This window comes from Ensifer sp. LC11, from assembly GCF_001695835.1.
Lineage (GTDB): Bacteria > Pseudomonadota > Alphaproteobacteria > Rhizobiales > Rhizobiaceae > Ensifer.
The window spans coordinates 1-16,698 of record NZ_MBSO01000015.1 but is presented as its reverse complement, the minus strand read 5'-3'; the positions used below and the strand labels follow the sequence as shown (position 1 = coordinate 16,698).

Genomic DNA, 16,698 nt, shown 5'->3' with positions numbered 1-16,698 from the left:
GCATCTCTGTTACCCCGCGCTCATTTCACTGCACCGAAACCGGTGGCTTCGACGAGTTGGCTCGTGAAGCGCCTGGCACCTGTCCATCGCAGATGAACAGGATCTACGAAGTCGCTCGCATCCACTTGCGCCGAGCGCTCGCCGTCCCAGAAAATGGCATTCGTCCCACTGATGGCGCTCTCGATCTCCTGCACCATGTGGTCATGGATCGCCCCGGTCAGGTCGGAGCCCTCGATTTCGGACGGTAGCAGCGGGAGCGACGCCACAATCAACTGTCGCCCGCTGGCGGTAATCGCCCGCACCAGCCCGCGCAGCGACGAAACGCAGGCCGGATCGATCACGTCGAAGCGATGCACGTCGAGCGTGCGGCTCATATCGGTGGTCTGGGGACCGTCACCATAGGGAGTGAAGACAAGCGGATAGAATGGAAGTGTGTTTTCGCGCGCCGCCTTCACAAAGCTTGCGTTGCGGACGAGTGAGACAGGATCGAAATACGTGAAATAATAGGTCCAGGCCGGACCGTTACCCGCCAAGAAGTCATCAACTTGGGTGCCGTCAAACACCCGCGTACCGGTGGCGGAGCAGGTGCCCATATCGAACTGACTGAGCAACAGCAGGACGTGCTGAACACTCGGATATCGCCGCAGCAGATAATCAGCGACGAACGCGGTCTCGTCGACCTGCAACCCACAGAAACTGCCGTTGAGTGGCCTGGCGGCTGGATATCGGCGAGCGATTTCCTCGCTCGCAATACCTCGCCAGGCGGCCGACGACCCGAGGATAAGCGCGGTTGGCGCCAGCGGAGGGTTGTCGCGAAAAAAAGCCAGCTTCTCATCGGCGCATAGGCTGTTCGTGAACGCTGGCGGGGGCAGCCGTCCGATGCTGTCCAGGGTCACGATAGCGAGAAAGTAGAACGCTCCGGCGAGCAAGGCCGTCGCCACAGAGCCGGCTATGTAGTGTGTCCAGCTGCCGAACCGACGCCCCGTAAGCGCCGGCCACCGAAGTATCAATAGTTTTCTCATCACATATGGAGCCCCAAAGTCGGTCCAATACGGCGCGAAAGTTGGGCTCGGCATCTGATCTCGACCCACTGCTCCTAAGGCGACGAATTTACCGTCGTCCCGCCTTGGGCAGTGGTCTCGACGTCATGCCGTCGCTTGCCACTCAAACTAACAGCGCCGCATGACGTGGGGACGCTGAAGCAGCCAGATCTGCCGCAAGATTCGACCCTGGATCGAGCTCGCTTTACGGACCGTGCAGTGGCACTTGCGGTGTCCGGCGTCCGGGTTAGAACACGCCATCCCTTGTAAGCACATGCTCGCGACCATGCTCGGACAGGCAATCCGCGCATATGAACGCTTGCAGCTCACGAAGGTGTATTCACGTTGAGACGCCGAAATATGCGCTCGTCGACGGAGAATTTCAGCGATGCGCTCAATATCTTCGTCTACAGCCTGAGACAACCTGCCGTAGATCGGCATCGATATACATTAAAGCAAGTACATTTTTTCAACGCACAACCCACACCGAGTCGCCATCAGTTTCGAGCGACAAGTACCCAAACCTTCATCATATTGACGAACTTACGCCTACAATCGTCATTATTACTTTTTTCTAACTGTTCCAATATAAATCGACCAACGAAAACGGGTCAAGTAATACTTAATTGGTATAAAGACGAGGCCGACAGTGTGCCGCCGCGCCGGTGATTGGCGATCGCTTCGTTCGGCGAGTGCCTATCCGCCGCCAATTCCGGAAGAAGCCGGGTGCACGAATAATCCGCTATCGCGCAGTCAAAAAAGCGGGGCCCTTCGACCCCGCTTTGAATTCTCGATGCCAACTTCCGGCAATCGCCGCGACAGGCGCCCTTGAAGATCGAGCGATCCATGCCTTCCCCAAACCAGCGCGAACGGAATCCCTTCCACCGTCGGCGTCCGGTGTTGACCGGCGGCACCCACCGAAAGATCGCCATCATTGGCTCGATGGGCGAGCTATTCGCTCGCCAGCCGCTCGCCAATTCTCGATGCGAAGTTCATGACGTGGAAGATGTAGTTTTCTTCGACCGTGCCTTGGAAGAGATGCGCCCATGGACCAGCCGCATAGATGCCGAGGTCTTCGCCACCATGCGTTTCGCTGTCGAGAGGCACAAGCGAATGCTGAACAAAGTCGGGTTTCGTCGTCTCCTCGGACGTTAGCATCGGCCGCTCCTGCGGCTTCTCGTACCCACCGGGGCCATTGGCAAAGCCGATGGTGGTGTAGGTTTTACCATCCTTGCCATAGATCGGTTCTCCATCGACGCCGATGGAAATACCGAGAATGGGGTTGCCTCGCTTGGCATAGCCAGCGATCGTCAGGGTATGGCTATGGTCGCCGGTGACGACGATCAGCGTGTCGTTGAGATCGACTTTGCGTAGTGCCGCCTTGACCGCCTCGTTCATTGCGGCCGCGTCTGACAGCGTGCGGTAGGCATTCGCTTCGTGGCTGGCGTGGTCGATGCGCCCGCCCTCCACCAGCAGCACGTATCCTTCAGGATTGCGCGACAGGATATCGATGGACGTCTCGGTCATTTCAGCAAGCGACGGCTCACCGGCTTTGTCGCCCGCGCGGTCGACGTCATATTGCATGTGCGACGATTCGAACAGGCCGAGAAGATGTCCTGTCTTTGCCGGGTCGATCGCGTCGAACTGCGCCTTGTTCCAGATGAAAGCGCCCTCCTGGCCGTACCGGTCAGTCCAGGCCTTGGTGAGGTCCCTTCCGTCCTTGCGCTTGCCCCCCTTCTTCGCCTCTCCCGGATATTCAGGGTCTTCCACCGAAGCCGGCAGGAAACTGCGGCGCCCTCCTCCCAAAACCACGTCGAGACCATCGCCATAGCGCATTTCAACAAGCTGGCGAGCGATGTCGAGGCAGCCGGCGCGCAGCGCCTCTTCGGTCATGTCGGAATCGGTTTCCCAGTCGCGATTGGCAATGTGGGCGTAGGTGGCGCCGGGCGTTGCGTGCGTCACCCGAGCGGTCGTGACCGCGCCGGTCGACATGCCGATCGTCTCGGCCATCTCCCAGAGCGTGGTCACCTGTTTGGTCTTCTGGTCCTCACAGGAATCGAGCTTGGCGGTATGATTAAGCCCCATGGCATCATTGATCGACTTGACCCCTGTGGTCATGGCAACGGCACTCGGGGCCGAGTCAGTGATCTGGGCATCCGAAGAGTAGGTCTTCGATGCCGCAAGATAGGGGAAGGCCTCCCAAGCCAAGACGTTCGATTCGCCATCAACGCCGCGCTGCTGTCCCTCGAAAATGCGAGCGGCAGTGACCGTCGAAAACCCCATGCCGTCGCCGACGAAGAGAATGACGTTCTTCGCCCGGTTCACGTTCTTTTGCTGCGTTCGCCAGGGTGGCATCCGCCTGCTTGAAATAGGGGTCATCGGCCTGGACCAGGGTCGCCTCGTCGGCTCTGGCTGGCGTGGTGAGGCACAGGCTCACCAACGCAAGGGAGCACATCGCTTTCCGCGACCGCGATTTCTTTGGTTTGAACACTCTCATTCTCTCCTCCATGTTGGCCCTCCTTGTGGGCGATTGATGGTCTGGTGCCGGTCAGACACCGCTCCGGCCCCGATTCGGCGGCGGCAGAAAACGGCTGATGCCAACGCCTGGCATGCGTCACCCCGACCTCCTTGAGGGTGGCACGAGCCAGCTCGCTCAGGCTGGAACGAGCCTGGCTTCGGTCGGGTCGAAGCTTACGAACACCGAAGATCCAACCCTCGGGGCATCGGCGACGGGCAGCGCGACGGCAAACAGCGACCCGAGCTCTCCCTGCAGCGAGTATTGGATCTGGTTTCCGAGATAGGCCGCGTAGGTGATCTCTGCCGGGAATGTCGCCGCGCTCGGCGACGGACAAAGCTTGATCTGGTGCGGCCGCAGGACGAGCTTGGCTGGACCGGCCTTCAGGTTGGTCGGAGGAAGCACCAGCGTCTTCCCACCCACGGTTATTTCCGGCCCGGATGGGGCGTTCGCGGTGATCTCGACGTCCACGAGGTTCGCGTCGCCAATAAAATCTGCGATGAACGCGGAGGCTGGACGCTCGTAGAGATCGTGCGGCGAACCTTCCTGAGCGATCTCCGCATTTCGCATGACGATGATGCGATCCGAAACGGCCATCGCCTCTTCCTGGTCGTGGGTCACGTAGACAGCCGTCAGCCCGAGGCGTTGTTGAATCTCTCGGATCTCCTCACGAACGTGACGGCGCAGCTTCGCGTCAAGGTTCGACAGCGGCTCGTCCAAGAGCAGCACCTCCGGTTCGAGCACGATCGCCCGCGCAACAGCGACGCGCTGCTGCTGGCCGCCCGACAATTCCGAAGGGAGCCGTTTTCCGAAACCCTTCAAACCGACCATTTCAAGCCCGGCCTCTGCCCGTTGTTCGGCTTCGGCCTTGCCCATCCGTTTCACGGTGAGCCCGTATGCGACATTCTCCAGGACGGTCATGTGGGGGAAAAGCGCATAGGACTGGAACACCATCGAAACCTTGCGATAGGAAGCCGAGAGGTGCGTAACGTCCTTGCCGCCGATGAAAAGGTGCCCCTCGCTTGCGCTCTCCAGTCCGGCGATCAGGCGCAAAGTCGTCGTCTTGCCGCAACCTGACGGCCCCAGCAGGGTTACAAGCGTTCCCGGCTGAATTTCCAATGACAGCTCCTTCAGCGCTGTCACGCTGCCGTAGCGTTTGACCACCCGGTCGAAACGGACAGATCCTCTTGGCATTGCGTTTGTCATGGGGTGCCCTTTCGTTTCAGGCTGTTTCGAGACGGTTCGTCCGGCGCAGTCGCCGTTGACCGATCGCAAATTGAAGGGTGAGGATGGCCGCGAGCATCGTCAGGATCAGCACCGCCGAATAGGCGATGGCGACGCCGAAATCGCCGTTTTCGACGCGCCCGACGATAAAGGAGGTCGCCATGTTGTAACGGGCGCTGACGAGGAAGATGACCGCGGATACCGACGTGATAGAGCGCACGAAACTGTAGGTCACGGCGGCCAGGATCGCCGGTCCGAGCAGAGGTGCCAGCACGCGGCGGGCCGTGGTGAAGCTGTTGGCTCCCAGCACGGTCGAGGCCTCATCAAGGCTCTTGTCAAGCTGGGACATGGCGGCGATGCCACCGCGCACGCCGACCGGCATGTTGCGGAAAACGAAGACGATCACGAGGACCATGGCCGTGCCCGTAAGCTCGATCGGCGGGAAGTTGAAGGCCATGACATAGGCGACGCCGATGACCGTACCCGGAATGGCAAAGGAGAGCATCGTCGAAAACTCGAAGACCGTCTTGCCGAAGAACCGCTGCCGGACCAGCAGATAGGCGGTCGCCAGTCCCAGAAGCGCCGTCAGCGGTGCGGAAATCGCGGCGATGCCAAGCGTGGTGAAAAAGCTGTCCCAGGCCGACCCCGTAAACCGCACACCGTTGTTGAAACCCACGGCAAAGGCCCGCGCGTAGTGGGCAAACGTAAAGGTGTGGTCGTAGCCCCAGAGCTTCACCAGGCTGCCGAACGCAATCATCGAATAAACGATGGCGGTGAAGGCGGCCCAGGGCAAAGCGAGTGCATAACAGGCCGCCTTGAGGCCAGGATTAAGCGCCGCGTGGCGTCCGGAATCGGCTTTGCCGGTAACGGTCGTGTAGGACTTCTTGCCGACCCAGCGCCGTTGCGCCAGAAAGGCGCCCAGTGTCATCAGCAGCAAGGCGATCGAAAGAATGGCGGCGCGCGCGGGATCGGCGACCGCCCCCACGATTGCAAAGTAGATCTCGGTCGACAGCACATTGAAGTTGCCGCCGAGCACCAGCGGATTGCCGAAATCGGCAAGGCTCTCGATGAAACCGAGCAGGAAGGCGTTGGCGAGACCCGGCCGCATCAACGGCAGCGAAACATAGCGAAAGGTCTGCCAACGATCGGCGTCGAGGGTCTGCGAGGCCTCCTCCATCGATGGGCTGACCCCCTCGACGACGCCGATCAGCACCAGGAAGGCAATCGGCGTGAAACTCAGCACCTGAGCCAGATAGACACCCCAGAAACCGTAGAGCCACCGCGTGCGCTCCAAGGCGAACACGTCTGCGAAGAAGTTCGTCACCGTTCCGGACCGACCGAACAGCAGGATCAGTGCAAGACCGATGACAAAGGGCGGCGTGATGATCGGAATGATCGTCAGCGCGCGCAGAAGACCTTTTGCCTTGAAGTTCGTGCGCGTAAAAATCAGTGCAAAGGCGAGACCAAGCACGGTCGTCCCGAGACCGGTCATGAGCGCCAGAAGCAGCGAGTTCGTCCCCGCGCCGCAGGAGCCGGCAAAGACGAGGCAACGCACACCCCAGATCTCCGCGGAGAAGAGACTTGGCAGGAACTCGGCGAGGCCATAGCCCGCACCACCAGGAAGTTCGAACGCGCGCACCAGTACGTGCGAAACCGGATAAAAGACGAAGACGCCGACCGAAGCGACGATCGCTCCGATCAACCCGCAGATGAAGGCATCGCCGCGACCATTGCCAAGGCCGGAGATACCTGTCGTCAGCGTAAACAGCAAACCGACGAAGGACAGCAGCGCGCCGATGCCCATGCTCTCTTGAGCGGCATCGGTGCCGACAAGCCACAGGAGATGCGAACCCGAGGCGACCACCAGGACACCTTGGAGCGCGGTGAGTGCCAAACCGAGGGCGGCAAAGCTCACAAGACCGATGGCGGCATGACGCTGCGCCTTGATGAAGAACAGGACGATGAGCGAGCCGGTAAAACCGACGAGCGGTGCGACGAGCCACCAACGTCCGTGGAAAAGCATGTGCGCCAAACCAGAGCGTAGGTCGCCGCTGAAATAAGCGGCCAGGGTGGTGGGATCGAAAATGCCGGTCTCGGTCCTGTACCAAGGCAACAGGACATAGCCCGCCATCCCCAGCGCCAGCCAAAGCGCGGTGGTCTTTTTCATTGCTGATGGTTCCTGATTGAAGCCGGCCCGCAGCCGCGAGACGGCATTGATGCCGCACAAAGGATGATGCGGAACATGTGCCGGGGCGGCGATGGCGGACACGCAGCCCGCGATCGCCGCCTGGGCGCTATTGTTCGATCGCTCCGCCTGCCGATTTGACCTCGGCGTTCCAGCGAGCCAGCAGCTTCTCGCGCGTCTTCGACGAGCCAAAGGTGGCAAAGTCGTAGTCGATCAGCTTGACCGAGGAGAGGTTCCCGACTTCCGGGGGAACTGGCGTGTTCAGGTTCGACGGAGTCTGGAACGATTGCGCCTGCGCCCCCAGTTTCTGGCCGTCGGGCGAGAGCACGAAGTCGACGAACTGCTTCGCCGCGGCAGCGTTCTTGGTGCCCTTGATCATCGAGACCGCCCCAACCTCGTAGCCCGTACCCTCGCACGGAGCAACGATCTCAAGCGGAAAGCCCGACATCTTCTGCTGCACCATGTTCGCCATGAAGCCGATGGCGATCACGGATTCCCCGCGCGCGGCCGCCTTTACCGGCGCCGATCCGGACTTGGTGTACTGGTTGACGTTCTTGCCGATCTCGGCAAGCAGGCGAAAGGCTTCGTCTTCATCGAAGAGTTGCACCAAGGTTGCAATCTCGGTGTAGGCCGTGCCGGAACTGTTGGGATTGGAAACCTGGATTTCGCCGCGATAGGCCGGATCCGCGAGGTCTTTCCAGCAGGCCGGTGCCTTCAAGCCCTTCTCCTTGAGGAGTTCGGTATTGTAGGCGATGGCCAGCGCACCGGCATAAACTCCGATCGCCTTTCCGCCGGTGATTTCCGCCATGTTTTTCGCCCAGCCGAGAAGATTGGTCGTGTCCGCACCCGAAGCCTCAGTCAGATTTTCTTCAGCCGCAATCATATGCGGGTCCCCTGTCCCGGCAAACCACACATCGATCTTTGGGTTGCCCGTCTCAGCTCGGATCTGCGCCAGCGTCTCGCCCGTGCTTTTGCGGATCATCGAGATATCCGCGCCGCTCGCGGCACGGAATTCATTCGCAACCAGGTCGCAATGATCCTGCTCGGAACTGCAGACAACGCTGAGCTCTCCGGCAGCAGCACTCGCTGCTGCAACGGTCATCAGCGCGGAACTCAAGATTAGCGACTTCAATTTCATAGGCCCTACTCCTCCCTGTCCTAGGCCGTCCGACAATCCCCTTGCCGAACACTTGGCGCCACTATGCCAGCGAGGTGGCCGCACCAGCCACGATCTTTGCGTTAACAATCCCGCTCCATACCGACGGATTGGTTGGATTTGTTTCAAAAATTACAGTGGGGCGAACTTTGTCAACCAAACGCGTCGTGCATGCCTGGCTGCTTCGATATATGGTCGCGCGTGCCGAGATGCGCGGCATGGGAGGAACGTTCGAGGTGCGGGCAATACCTGATAGACGGAGCGTCGTCGCTGTCGTGGACGATGATCGCGATCACCGCGAAATGGTGGCAAGCCTGCTCCTCGAGAACGGTTTTTCGTCGATCGCACTCGCGAGCATCGCCGAATTTGTCGCTCTTGGCGAACGCCCGGAGGTGGATCTCGCACTGATTGACCTGAAGCTCAATGGCGAGTCCGGCCATACGCTCGCATTGCATATCCGCGCACAAATGGACCTTCCGATCGTTATGCTGACGGGCCGGGGCGACGAGATCGATCGGATCATCGGCCTGGAAACAGTTGCCGACGACTTCATAACAAAACCCTTCAACCCGCGCGAATTGCTCGCGCGCATCCGCGCGGTGCTGCGGCGCTACGGCCGCGCCTCGGTCATGCCGGTACCCGCGGAAACGGCGGTCGTTATCGGCTCCTCTGGCCTACGCATAGACAAGTCAAGGCGCCAGCTACTCGACGCGGCCGGAAACGAGATCCCCCTCACGAATTCTGAGTACCGCCTCCTTGAGTATTTTCTGGATCACCCAAATCGCATCATTCCGCGAACGGAACTGCTTAGCGATCTCGGCAGCGACCTTTCACACTACGGTGATCGCACGATCGACGTCCTGATCTTGAGACTGAGACGCAAAATAGAGCGCGTGCCTTCGAAACCGATACACCTTCAGACTCGACGGACGCAGGGGTACATCTTCGTCACCTCCTCGGCGTCCCACGCATGACGTTGCGGCTTCGCCATCCGACTGTGAAGCAAAAGCTGTTGGGTGCATTGACCCTGCTTTCCATCGCCACCATGTTCATCGGCATCGTGGCATGGCTAGCCCTCGATCGTTCCGAGAAGCGCTTGAACGCGCTGCATTCCGCCACGGTCGAGAATGTCGGCGATGCCCTCGAAATATCCCGACTCGTCTCGCAACTGTCGAGCACCGCTCCGTTCCTGATGACCCTGCAATCGTCATACCTGATCGAGAAGCAGGCGGCGACAGTGCTTCAGACGGCGATGCGGATCGAGAGGCAGGCCGATGCTCTCGCGAGCTCGCACCCAAGGCTTGCAACCCAATTCGATATGCCGCTCGGCGAGCTTAGAGCCGCCATTTGGGACCTGGTTGTTGCCACGGAACGGCAAGCGGCGATCCGGGATGGGAAGCTCGGCCTCGATCAGGAATTGCGCCTGCTTGAGGCAGCCAGTCTTCCAGACGGGACCTCCGGCACGTCTCCGGGCGACCCGCAGCAACAGTACATTGTTCGGCAATTGATCGACGTGCTGGCGGCGGCGCGCCGCACAGACAATTTGTTCCATCTCGGCGAACTTGACAGGCAGTACCATACATTGCGTCAGCAGGTATCGAAGACCATACCGGGCCAGTTGTCGAGGCTGTCGGGTGCCGGGGACGGACCGGCTCGAATTTTTGAATTGCGCCGGATGGAGTTCGCGCTCCTTGCAAAAGCAAGAAACGCACTTTCGCGCGTTCGCGAGCAAACGGAAAACATCAACAAGCTGAGCGCTGCTGTCATCGCGGAAGCCGACGGCAAGCTGGGTGCAGTGCGGCTCGATACGCGCACGTCGATCGACTATGCGAAAATCGTCATCCTCACCGTCGGGACAGTCAGCGCCGTGATCGCGATCCTCGCCGCCCTCTTCGTGGTGCGCTATGTCGCCGCCAATCTCAGAGCGATTTCCGAAGCGATGGTGCGGCTTGCGCTTGGCGACCGGACTAGTCGATTGGCGCGAACCGAACAACCCGACGATGAGATCGGCCGGCTCTTCCGCGCATTCCGGATGTTTCGCGCGACAGTCCTGAGGCTGGATCGTCTGAACCGGCAGCTGCGCCGCAAAAATGCGCTATTCGAAACGGTCGTCGCGGGGATGAGCGACGGTGTCGCGATCACCACTCCAAAAGGCACTCTTGCAGCAACAAGCCCCAATCTCATGAAAGTTTTGCGGATCGAGGCTGCGACTGCGGCGAGCGGGCGGACACTTTCCGGCCTGCTTGCGACCTCTCCGTTCGCCAGCTTCGACTCCTGGCAGAACGTCCTGCCAGAAATACGGGAGCTGGGAGGCGTCGACGGCAGCGTCGTCGAGTGTCGGGTCAGCTCCCTGCCCGATGGCATCAAGGTCTGGCTGTTTTCGGATGTCACCGAACGGCGGCGCGTCGAGGAGCGCTTGAACGAGATCAGAAGGATCGAGAGTCTCGGAAAGATTGCCGGCGAAGTCGCCCATGATTTCGGCAACATCCTTTCGACGCTCTCTGGCAATCTGCATTTGCTGGAGACGGCCGGGCCGATCGCCGCGGCAACTTTGCGTCAGAAGATGAGCGTGACGGCAGAGCTCGGCGCAACGCTCGTCCAGCGGCTCTTGGCTTTTGCGCGAAAACAGCACCTGGAACCCGAAATCGTCGACCTCAACGTCCTTGTTTCCGGCATGGGCGACCTCGTCGAGATTGCATTGAACGGGGAAGTTGATCTCTCGATCTCACTTCATGACCAGCCGCTTCTCGTCAAGGTCGATCCGGGTCAGCTCGAAAGTGCAATCCTCAATCTTTGCCTCAACGCACGACAGGCCATGCACGAGAGCGGCCAGATCGAAATCATCATTCGCGCCCTCAACAGCGCAACGGCGAAAATCGATATCAAGGATACCGGGTCCGGGATGTCGAATGACATATTGCGGCAATGCCTCGAACCCTTTTTTACAGCGCGGCGCGACGGTCAAGGGACCGGTCTTGGCCTTTCCATGGTCTATGGCTTCATTCGACAGTCGGGCGGAGACCTGTCCATTCAATCCGAGCCCGGGCGCGGTACGCCCGTAACTTTGGCGATACCGGTCGCTGTCGTCACCGAAGAGACGTTTTCAAGGATAACCTCGTCAGGGCGCTGCCTTCTGGTGGACGACGACCCACTCTCGCTCGCGAATGGTGAAAGAATACTTCGGGCTGCCGGTTTTGAGGTTGTAACCGCCAGCTCGATATCCGCCGCAGCAGACATTCTGCAGACATTCTCACCACAGGATTTGCTGGTGACCGATTTGCATCTGGAGGGACCTCCTGGCGGCTGGGGCCTTGCCAAAACCTGGCTGGACTCGTCGGCGCAGGCTCGCGCTCTCATCGTGTCGGGACGCTTTCCTGCCAAGAGCCCCTTGGCAGAAGGTTACGCAGAACGACTGGCGTGCGTCCACAAGCCGTTGACGGCCAGCAAACTTGCGGCACTCGGTCTTAGGCTCTGATTGCTGGTTGCGGTCGCCTCCCAAGTGCTGCGCGGCGGCTCGCGTGCGTTTCACACCTGGAAAGGCGACCGGGAGCCGCGCGGTCGGGTTCAACAAGGGCGAAGCCAGTTAGAACGAGCGGGGTGCCGGATCCAGAAGCTTCACGCTTCCATTCGTGACCTGATAGATCGCGCAGGTTCGCCGCACCGAGCCATCCGTGGCGAACCGAAATGCCGCCGTCGCGCCAACGAAGCCATTTGGAGACAGAAGGCTCTCGTGACTAATCGCATTTTCACCGTGGGTACGCACGATGCCGGCTGCAAGCGCAATCACGTCGAAGCCGTAAGCCGCGTCCGCACTTGCCGCGCGCTCGTACCGATCGAGGAAGCGCGACGTCATCCGCGAGCCATTCTCCGGACCGAAGAGACAGAGCTGGCTTCCAGCGAATTCAGGACGCTTGTAGGCGGCATTCGTCCAACCGGAACTTCCGATGACCATCGCGTTCGGCTTCAGGTAACCGTTGGCCTTAAGCTGCGACAGCGCGCCGACTTCGCCGCCTTCGGATCCAAGCAAGAGCACCGCATCGATGTCCTTGAGCTTTGCCTTGGCGGCCGCATCGCTGGAAAACGCGGTCGTGCCCGTCACGGCGACAAGCGCCGGTTTGATGCCATAGCCAGCAAGACCGCGATCCAGCCTTTGCCGCTCAGCAGCGGAGACATCGCTGGGAAGGAGCGCGACCAGTCGCTTGCGACCGGAGGCCAGTGCGTAGGAAGCGCCTTCGACCGCGCTGTCGATCCGGTCGGAAACGAAAGCGAACGTGCCCGCCGACCGCTCCGCCCCGTTGCCGCGCAGCACCAGAAGCGGGGCGCGGGCAGAACCAAGCCCTTGGCGGAGAGTGCTGACTGGCACATCCGGAACCGATAGCGCGACCAGCGCGACGTTCTGGCTGGCGAGCCGCTTGGCCGCATCCTGGACCTGCTGTGTCGAGCCATCGGTATTTTCAACCAGCAGCGAAAGCTGGCCACCGCCCACCTCGTCCACGGCAAGCGACGCCCCGTCCCGGATATCGCGTTCGCGTGCCGTTTCGCCTGATGGCGCCATGAGCGCGGTGATCAGTCCTATCCGCGCAGCACCGCTTCCGACGGTCTCCTGCGGTTTTACCGCGTGCTCGGCCGCGCGCCGGGCGTGTCTTGCCTGCGGCGATTCCACGTCGAGCACATCAGGAGCCGTGGGAGCGCCTTGGCAACCGGAGAGAACGCCAAGCGCGAGCACGCCGAGGGCCAGCCATCGCCGGCACGACGGCACACGCCGTGCCGATAAAACCACAACGTGGGGCATGACGGTCATACCGGCTGTCTCAATTCATGAAGTGCCGCATTTTGACGTAGAAGCAATCACACTTGGCGATGTAGTCCTCATCACGCCAGCTGGATTGCAGATAACCGTAGGCCTTGCCGCAGGCAACCTTGGTCTCAGACGCCCAGACGAAGGCCGGTCGCGTTGAAGAGATCCAGCGCGGATCGTCGGCGACAGCGATCGCCTCGTCCATGCGCGTCACAACTTCCTTCGTCAATGTGGCGACATCCTGGTCGACCGTCAGCGTGGACTGGCTGAGCTCGGTGCACTGCCGGGCCACCGGCGCATAATCGACGATAAGATCGGCCGCGAAACTTGAAACGGGCATCAGTGCGAGCATCGCTCCCGCTAGCATGCTTCTGATCATGAAAAGGCTCCCCCTGGAAAATGCGGTTCCCGGATGATTGCCGAGAACCGCTGAGCTGTCGAGACCGACGTAGCGTTATGAGACGTCCTGTGTCTTAGGCGCACCATTTTCGGTGAACAGGATCTTCACCACCTCGGTCGATACCTGGAAATCTTCCAGCACCGCGACCGTGTGCCAGCCCGAACCGCTGCCGGCGGCACCGTCGGTATCCACCTGCAGATTGGCATTCTGGCCGTCCTGCACCACTTGGACAAAGTTGCCGTCCAGGTTCGTCCCCGTGGGCAGGTTGCCGAGCAGTGCGGACAGGTCGACGTTGTCATTCTCCGCGTAACTGTAGTCGGTGATGACATCGTCGATACCAAGCTGAAGCGAGTCGAGGTCAACCACGAAGGTATCCTTGCCCGAACCGCCGGTCATCGTGTCCGAGCCGGAGCCGCCATAGAGAAAATCGTCGCCCGTACCGCCGACGAGAATGTCGTTGCCCGAACCGCCGTAGAGCGTATCGTTCCCTGCGCCGCCGTAGAGCGTGTCGCTGCTCCCAAATCCGCCAAGCGTATCGTCGCCCGCGCCGCCTATCAGAACGTCGCCATTCCCACTGCCTAATAGGGTATCGTTGAAGTCCGAGCCCTTCACGCCCTCCATGTTCTTGTAGGTTTCGTTGCCCAAACCGACACTCGAAAGGTTTACGGAAATATTCGTGCTGCTTTGCGTCAGTGTGAACGTGACGGGCCCCGTGGCATCGGAGAGATCGAGCAGATCGACACCCGAGCCCCCATTGATCGTGTCGTTTCCAGCGCTCGCATAGATGACGTCATTGCCGTCATTGCCGCTGAGGACGTCATCGCCAGCACCGCCATAGATGACGTCGTCTTGCGCAAGGCCCGTGATGATATTTGCCGTCGTGTCGGACCCGTCGGAGAAAAACGTGAGTGTCGACGTGTTGGAGAAGTCTCCATCCTGGTCGCGTCCGATAATCCTGAAGATCAGTGCCAAGTCCGATGCGGCAACGGTCTCGGTATAGCTTATGGTCTTGAATGACGCGTTGATGCCATTTGTGCCGAGAACTTCGACATAGTCGAACTTAATGTCGAGGTTGCTCGGAGGGATCGTTACACTCGTCTGACCTACCGCTACGTCCCTGCTAAAGGTAACGGGCGTACCGTTTCCATCCCGGACAGTGAACTGAATGGATCCCGCAGTCTGCACCGTTCCAAGTTGCAGCGTCACCGAAGAAACGTCATCTTCGAATTCGATCTTGAACTTCTCGCCACTAGTAAACGCGGTGTTGCCAATCCCGAATTCGTTCCCACCGGTTTGGGAATTATTGGCATTGAATACAGCCTGACCCTGATTGTTGTTTAGTACTTCAAACTTGGCGAACCCAAAGTCGTAGCTATTGCTGGGACTGTTTTTGAAATGATTGGCAGCCTCGATTGGCACCGACGTCCCGGGACGCTCCTTCAATTGCTCTAGCTGATAAGTGCCATCGACGTTCGTCGTCAGACGATAGATGTCAGCACCCAGATTGTCCTTGAGCAGCACCTGCCCGCTCCCCAGACCAGTCGCACTCCAGCCGGTCGGCAGACCGCTGACGCTGTCGATCCGATAGAGCGCGATTCCATCGGCCCCCGACGTCGCGTTGATGACACCTTCGAGGGCGCCGGTGCCGTTGGCCATGTAGGCGTTGCTGATGGATTGGATGGTCGGCACATCGTCTACGATCTGGATGTTGAGCGTGGCACCGTTCGTCGAGCCATCTTCGTCCGTCACCGCGACGACGAAGTTGTCGAACACCCCGCTGTCAGCACCAGCCGAAGTGTGCCCCAAGCTGTTGTCCTGCAGCAGATAGCTGTAGGTGAAGGTCGCCCCCGTCACCGTGCCATTGACCGTCGTCGGCGTGTAGCCGGTGATCGTCAGAAGCCCGAGTGCTGTGTCCACCGTGGTACCTACGGCGTAGGCGCCCCCCGTCACGACCGCAGTGCCATTTATCTTGAGCCCAGCGAGCCCGTCCGGTGTCGTCACGGAGAAGGTGCCGGTCTGCGTCAGCGCAGCCACATTTGGCGATGAACCGTCTGAAAGGTTCTTCTCGTACACCGTCTCTTCGGCGCTGGACGACAACCCGTTAATACTGACGCCATCATTGGTACCGGTGATGGTGATCGTCACCGTCTGTGTCGCGGCACCACCGTGGCCGTCGTTAACGGTCACGTCATACTTCTGCGTCAGCGTTTCGCCCGCATGCAGCGAGTCCAGCACGCCATCGGCAACCTGGAAGCTCCAGCCGACCGAGTCGCCCGCCTGGTTGACCGAACCGAGCGCGAAGGTGCCGAGATAGCTGCCGCCCTGCGCCGTGAAGCTGACACTGTGCGTGTCCAGCGTGTCGACGTCGTCAAAGGTCACCGTCCCGCCCCGCAAATGCGTGTTGGCATTCTCGCCCGCAACACCATCGGCGATCTCCGTCACCGAAGCGCTCTGCGTACCCGAGGTGATCACCGGCGCGTCGTTCGTACCGGTGATCACGATCGTCACCGTCTGTGTCGCCGTGCCGCCGTGGCTGTCATCGACGGTCACGTTATAGATCTGCGTCAGGATCTGGCCCGCCTGCAGCGAGTCGAGCACGCTGTCGGCGACCTCGAAGCTCCAGCCGACGGAGTCGCCTGCCTGGTTGACCGCGGCGAGCGAGAAGGTCCCGAGATAACCGCTGCCGCCGGCGGTGACGCTGGCGTTGTGGACATCGAGCGTATCGACATCGGCAAACGTCACAGCCCCGTTCTGCGCATGGAGAGTGGCGTTCTCGCCCGCACCATTGTCAGCGACCTCCGTCACCGTGCCGCTCTGCACCGCAGAGGTGATGATCGGCGCATCATTGGTGCCGGTGATCGTGATCGTCACCGTCTGCGTCGCCGTACCGCCATGGCTGTCATCGACGGTCACGTTATAGATCTGCGTCAGGACCTGGCCCGCCTGCAGCGAGTCGAGCACGCTGTCGGCGACCTCGAAGCTCCAGCCGACGGAGTCGCCTGCCTGGTTGACCGCGGCGAGCGAGAAGGTACCGAGGTATCCGCTGCCGCCGGCGGTGACGCTGGCGTTGTGGACATCGAGCGTATCGACGTCGGCAAACGTCACAGCCCCGTTCTGCGCATGGAGGACGGCGTTCTCGCCCGCACCATTGTCAGCGATCTCCGTCACCGCACCGCTCTGCACACCCGAGGTGATCACCGGCGCATCATTGGTGCCGGTGATCGTGATCGTCACCGTCTGCGTCGCCGTGCCGCCATGGCTGTCATCGACGGTCACGTCATAGGTCTGCGTCAGGACCTGGCCCGCCTGCAGCGAGTCCAGCACGCTGTCGGCAACCTGGAAGCTCCAGCCAACCGAATTGCCCACCTGGTTCACCGGAT

10 protein-coding genes are annotated in these 16,698 nt (G+C 60.5%); 2 read left to right on the top strand and 8 right to left on the bottom strand.

All coding sequences use genetic code 11. From position 1 onward, the window contains the following. Positions 1–20: 20 nt before the first annotated feature. The 5 genes from BBX50_RS12660 to BBX50_RS12640 all read right to left on the bottom strand — a co-directional run bounded on the left by BBX50_RS12660 (position 21) and on the right by BBX50_RS12640 (position 8,066). A complete protein-coding gene (locus tag BBX50_RS12660) occupies positions 21–929 on the bottom strand; it encodes a hypothetical protein (RefSeq protein ID WP_065788395.1) in 909 nt (302 codons plus the stop codon). Positions 930–1,991: 1,062 nt separating this feature from the next. Beyond that, on the bottom strand, positions 1,992–3,365 hold the full coding sequence (locus BBX50_RS12655; protein WP_201723478.1) for an alkaline phosphatase: 1,374 nt from the start codon (positions 3,363–3,365) through the stop codon (positions 1,992–1,994). 328 nt (positions 3,366–3,693) lie between these two features. Further along, the gene (locus BBX50_RS12650) at positions 3,694–4,761 is read right to left on the bottom strand and encodes an ABC transporter ATP-binding protein (protein ID WP_201723477.1); all 1,068 of its coding nucleotides are present in this window, start codon (positions 4,759–4,761) and stop codon (positions 3,694–3,696) included. Between the two features lie 16 nt (positions 4,762–4,777). Next, a complete protein-coding gene (locus tag BBX50_RS12645; RefSeq protein WP_065775681.1) occupies positions 4,778–6,946 on the bottom strand; it encodes an iron ABC transporter permease in 2,169 nt (722 codons plus the stop codon). 127 nt (positions 6,947–7,073) lie between these two features. Next, positions 7,074–8,066, bottom strand: coding sequence for an ABC transporter substrate-binding protein (locus BBX50_RS12640; protein WP_244513146.1), 993 nt, complete (start codon positions 8,064–8,066; stop codon positions 7,074–7,076). Between the two features lie 203 nt (positions 8,067–8,269). On the opposite strand from BBX50_RS12640, the gene BBX50_RS12635 reads away from it, so the two are divergent. Beyond that, positions 8,270–9,094 (top strand): response regulator transcription factor, encoded by an 825-nt coding sequence (locus BBX50_RS12635; protein ID WP_320410502.1) that lies wholly within the window; start codon positions 8,270–8,272, stop codon positions 9,092–9,094. Further along, a complete protein-coding gene (locus BBX50_RS12630) occupies positions 9,091–11,595 on the top strand; it encodes an ATP-binding protein (RefSeq protein ID WP_065775679.1) in 2,505 nt (834 codons plus the stop codon). The genes BBX50_RS12635 and BBX50_RS12630 overlap by 4 nt, the downstream gene beginning before the upstream one ends. A gap of 108 nt (positions 11,596–11,703) precedes the next feature. Here the strand turns inward: BBX50_RS12630 and BBX50_RS12625 are convergent, their stop codons facing one another. From BBX50_RS12625 to BBX50_RS12615, 3 genes are all read right to left on the bottom strand, one after another. Next, positions 11,704–12,921: an ABC transporter substrate-binding protein gene (locus tag BBX50_RS12625; protein WP_065783853.1), complete on the bottom strand. Its 1,218-nt coding sequence runs from the start codon at positions 12,919–12,921 to the stop codon at positions 11,704–11,706. Positions 12,922–12,931: 10 nt separating this feature from the next. Next, positions 12,932–13,297, bottom strand: a complete 366-nt coding sequence (locus BBX50_RS12620; RefSeq protein WP_065775677.1) for a hypothetical protein — start codon at positions 13,295–13,297, stop codon at positions 12,932–12,934. Positions 13,298–13,372: 75 nt separating this feature from the next. After that, a complete protein-coding gene (locus tag BBX50_RS12615; RefSeq protein ID WP_203229939.1) occupies positions 13,373–16,684 on the bottom strand; it encodes a VCBS domain-containing protein in 3,312 nt (1,103 codons plus the stop codon). Positions 16,685–16,698: the final 14 nt, after the last annotated feature.